The sequence below is a fragment of the Streptomyces spongiae genome (assembly GCF_009377185.1).
In the GTDB taxonomy this organism is placed as follows: domain Bacteria; phylum Actinomycetota; class Actinomycetes; order Streptomycetales; family Streptomycetaceae; genus Streptomyces; species Streptomyces spongiae.
Genome location: NZ_VJZC01000762.1, coordinates 1 through 4,068, shown reverse-complemented (window position 1 = coordinate 4,068; position 4,068 = coordinate 1). Strand labels below are relative to the sequence as shown.

3 protein-coding genes are annotated in these 4,068 nt (G+C 70.3%); 1 reads left to right on the top strand and 2 read right to left on the bottom strand.

What is annotated here, in order from left to right:
* Positions 1-139: 139 nt before the first annotated feature.
* Positions 140-1,339, top strand: a complete 1,200-nt coding sequence (locus tag FNH08_RS46245) for a class I SAM-dependent methyltransferase (protein WP_407704588.1) — start codon at positions 140-142, stop codon at positions 1,337-1,339.
* Here the strand turns inward: FNH08_RS46245 and FNH08_RS46240 are convergent.
* Together FNH08_RS46240 and FNH08_RS46235 are read right to left on the bottom strand one after the other, a co-directional pair.
* Complete coding sequence (locus FNH08_RS46240) at positions 1,332-2,336, bottom strand: LCP family protein (RefSeq protein ID WP_322726532.1); 1,005 nt, start codon at positions 2,334-2,336, stop codon at positions 1,332-1,334. The two genes, FNH08_RS46245 and FNH08_RS46240, sit on opposite strands and share 8 nt — an antisense overlap.
* 144 nt (positions 2,337-2,480) lie before the next feature.
* Positions 2,481-3,839: an endo-1,4-beta-xylanase gene (locus FNH08_RS46235; protein WP_152777725.1), complete on the bottom strand. Its 1,359-nt coding sequence runs from the start codon at positions 3,837-3,839 to the stop codon at positions 2,481-2,483.
* Between the last annotated feature and the right edge of the window lie 229 nt (positions 3,840-4,068).

Here is a 4,068-nt window from a genome sequence, read left to right as displayed (position 1 = left end):
CCCCCAGACCCCCGTATCGGCCTGCGGCCTCGTCCTCAAACGCCGGACGGGCTGGGGGTGCCCGCACGGCCTTGACGTGATCCGCGCCGGACGGGCTGGGTGGAGGCGCGTCGTTCACCGACTGGCCCACAATGGCCCGGTGACCGACCTCGCCCCCACCGACTCCTTCGCCGCCCTTCTCACCCCCGAGGGCCTGGCCCTTCTCGATGAGGTGCGTGGCAACGAACCGGCGGCCGAGCTGGGCGTCGCGACCCGGCTGCGGCGTGAGCACCCGGCCGGCCTCGTCTCGGCGGCGCTCGCGCAGGCTCGGCTGCGGCAGCGGGCGGTGGCGAAGTTCGGGGCGGCGGACGCGGAGCGGATGTTCTTCACGCCGAACGGGGTCGAGCAGTCCACGCGCACGTCGGTGGCGACGTACCGGGCGGCGCGGTTCGCGGCGCTGGGCGTGCGGTCCGTCGCCGACCTGTGCTGCGGCATCGGCGGTGACGCGATCGCGCTGGCCCGCGCCGGGATCCGGGTCCTGGCCGTCGACCGGGACCCGCTGACGGTGGCGGTGGCACGGGCGAACGCGGCGGCACTCGGCCTGTCCGAGCTGATCGAGGTGCGGGAGGCCGACGTCACGGACGTGGACGTCGCCTCGTACGACGCGGTCTTCGTGGACCCCGCGCGGCGCGGCGGCCGGGGCCGCGTCTTCGACCCGGAGGCGTACTCACCGCCGCTCTCCTGGGCGGTCGGGACGGCCCTGAAGGCGCCCCGCGCCGCACTGAAGATCGCCCCAGGTGTCCCCCACGAGACGATCCCCGCCGAGGCCGAGGCCGAGTGGATCTCGGACGGCGGGGACGTGAAGGAGGCGGTGCTGTGGTTCGGCACGGAGCCCGGGGCCGTGCGGGCCACACTCCTGCCCGGACCGCGCACGCTGCTCGGCCGCGGGCTGCCCGACCCGTCGGTCCGGCCGCCGGGCCCCTACCTGTACGAGCCCGACGGCGCCGTCATCCGCGCGCACCTGGTGGCCGAGGTGGCGGCGGAGTTCGACGGCGGGCTGCTCGACCCCCACATCGCCTACATCACCGCGGACACCCTCCGCCCGACCCCGTACGCCGCCGCCTACGAGATCACCGACCACCTCCCCTTCAACGTCAAGAAGCTGAAGGCGCTCGTGCGGGAGCGGGAGATCGGCGTGCTGACGGTCAAGAAGCGGGGGTTCGCCGTCGAGCCGGAGGAGCTCCGCAAGAAGGTCAAGCCGCACGGCCCCCACTCGGCCACCGTCTTCCTGACCCGGATCGCGGACGCGCCCACGATGCTGATCGGTCGCCCGGTCACCATGAGCGGCCGCACTACGTGAGCGACTCCCACAGCTCGCTCGCCTCCGGCTCGTCCGCCACCACGCGGTTGGGGTTCGACGGGGCCTGGACCACCGGCATCGTCACCGTCCTGAGGTCGGCCGAGGTCAGGTTCTTCAGGCTCTGGCCGAGGCTGATCAGTTCGCTCAGGGAGTCCAGGCCGGTGTCCGTCGTCAGGCTGCCGGTGACCGCGTCGGCGACCCGGTACAGCTTGGTGGGGCTGGTCAGCAGGCTGGTCGAGGAGATCTGGTCGAGCAGGGCCTTCACCAGTTTCTGCTGGAGCCCTATGCGGCCCAGGTCGCTGCCGTCACCGATGCCGTGGCGGGTGCGGGCGAGGGCCAGCGCCTTCTCGCCGTCCAGGTGGTGGGTGCCGGCCTCCAGTTTCAGGTGGCTGTCCTCGTCGTCGATGTCCTCGTCCGTCGTGACGGTCACCCCGCCCAGCGCGTCCACCAGCTTGGCGAAGCCCGAGAAGTCGATCTCGATGTAGTGGTCCATACGGATGCCGGTCAGCGACTCGACCGTCTTCACCGCGCAGACCGGACCGCCCACCGAGTAGGCGCTGTTGAACATCGTGCCGTACGCCACCTCCGTGGAACCGCCCGTGGACAGGGGGCAGGACGGGCGCGTGACCAGCGTGTCGCGCGGGATGCTCACCACCGTCGCCTCGGTGCGGCCCTCGTCGACGTGGACGACCATCGCCGTGTCGGACCGGGCACCCCCGCTGTCCCCGCCGCCGAGCTTGGCGTTCTCCTTGCCGCTACGGGAGTCAGAGCCCAGGACCAGGATGTTCAGCGCACTACCGGCCAACGGTGCGGCGGACGACGACGGGCTCGGCACCGCGACAGGCGGGCGGTCCTCGCCGAGCGCGCTGTTGATGTCGACGCTCTTGATGTTGTCGTTCAGATGCCAGTACGCCCAGCCGGCCGTCCCCGCACCCAGCACGAGCACCCCGGCGAGAGTCAGGCCGGCGGCCTTCAGTAACCCAGGCCGCCGGCCCACCCGTCTGCCGGCCGCTCCGCCGTCATCTCCACGTTCGCCACTTCGCACAGTCACACGCAGGAACGTAAGTCCGAATTATTACGAGCAGAGATGTCCGACCGACATTCTTCGGAAATTCTCAGACTTCTCATCCCAGCGTGCTTCTCATCCCAGCGTGACGGTGGGCAGCGGATTGCTCCCGCTCCAGTTCGCGTTGAAACCGAAGGTCACCGAACCACCGTTGGGCACGGTCCCGTTCCACGACGCGTTCGTGCAGCTCACCGCCGCGCCCGTCTGTGCGCACGTCGCGCTCCATGCCTGGGTGATCTGCTGGCCCGCGCCGTACGTCCAGTTGACCCGCCAGGAGGAGAGGGACGCCCCGGAGCAGGCGATCCTCACCTGCCCCGTGAACCCGGTGTTCCACTGGCTGGTGACGCTGTACGTCGCCGTACAGGCACCCGTAGGCGGCGGTGTCGTCGTGCCGCCGAGAGCTGTCGCGATGCCGGAGTACGCCGGTTTCGGGGCGTAGTTCTCGTCGTACGGCGTCGCCGCTCCCTGGCCGGGGAAGGTGTCCGGGATCCACGAGTCGGAGTCCGTGAAGCCCCAGACGGTGGCTCCGGTGCACCGGCTCACCGCGACGCACGCCTTCACCACGGCCTCGTAGTCGGTCCGCTGCTGGGCCAGCTTGGCCTCGGTTGCCGGGAGTTGCATCCGGATGTCCAGCTCGGTGATGGCCACGTCCACGCCGAGGTCGGCGAAGCGCTGGATGTTCTGCTGGAGACTGGACGGAACCTGGCCCAGGATCAGGTGGGCCTGCAGTCCCACGCCGTCGATCGGGACGCCGCGCTCCTTCAGGGACTTGACCAGGTTGTACAGCGCCGTGCTCTTCGCGTTGACGCCCTCGACGTTGTAGTCGTTGATGTAGAGCTTGGCGCTCGGGTCGGCGGCGCGGGCGGCGGTCAGGGCCTGGGCGATGTAGTCGGCGCCGAGGCCGTTGTACCAGAGGGTCTGGCGGTAGGTGCCGTCCTCGTTGAACGGCTCGTTCACCACGTCCCAGGCGGCCAGCCGACCCTTGTAGCGGCCCACCTCCAGCGCGATGTGGTCGTTCATCAGCTGGCTCAGCTGGGCGGAGGTCCAGGTGCCGTTCGTCAGCCAGCTCGGGTTCTGGCTGTGCCAGACGAGGGTGTGGCCGCGCACCTGCTGCCCGTGTGCCTCCGCGAAGTCGACGATCTGGTCGGCCTCGGTCCAGTTGAAGGTGCCTCGGGTGGGCTCGACGGAGCCCCACTTCATGGCGTTGCCGGGGGTGAGGGAGTTGAACTCCGCCCCCGCGATCTGGCCGTACGTGCCCGTGAGTTTGGAACCGGTGACCGCCGTTCCGATGACCTTGCCCTTGGCGTCGGCGAGGTCGCGCAGCGGGGGGTCGGCGGCGTGGGCGGGCGCGGCGACCAACAGTGCGGTGAGCGCTGCCGCGCCGGTGAGCAGGGTGGTGAGGCGGTGGCGTAACGAGGATCTGGAGGTTCTCATGGGGGTGCCTCCGAAAGTTTCGGTCGTGCAACCGATTGACTTCGGAGGAGTGTGGGGGCGGATACGAGAGCCGTCAACCTCCGGTGCCGCGTGTGTCTCGTCTGCCCCATTGCGGTTGGTGGGCGGCTGCGAGTTCGTCGTGGCTTGTCGCGCAGTTCCCCGCGCCCCTTAAAAGCACAACCGCGCGCCCGGCGACACAACGTACCGCCACCCACACCGCACCCCGAAC

Bases quoted from the DNA above. Each gene is read 5' to 3' on its own strand.
- FNH08_RS46235 (WP_152777725.1), bottom strand. From the start codon at position 3,839: ATGAGAACCTCCAGATCCTCGTTACGCCACCGCCTCACCACCCTGCTC.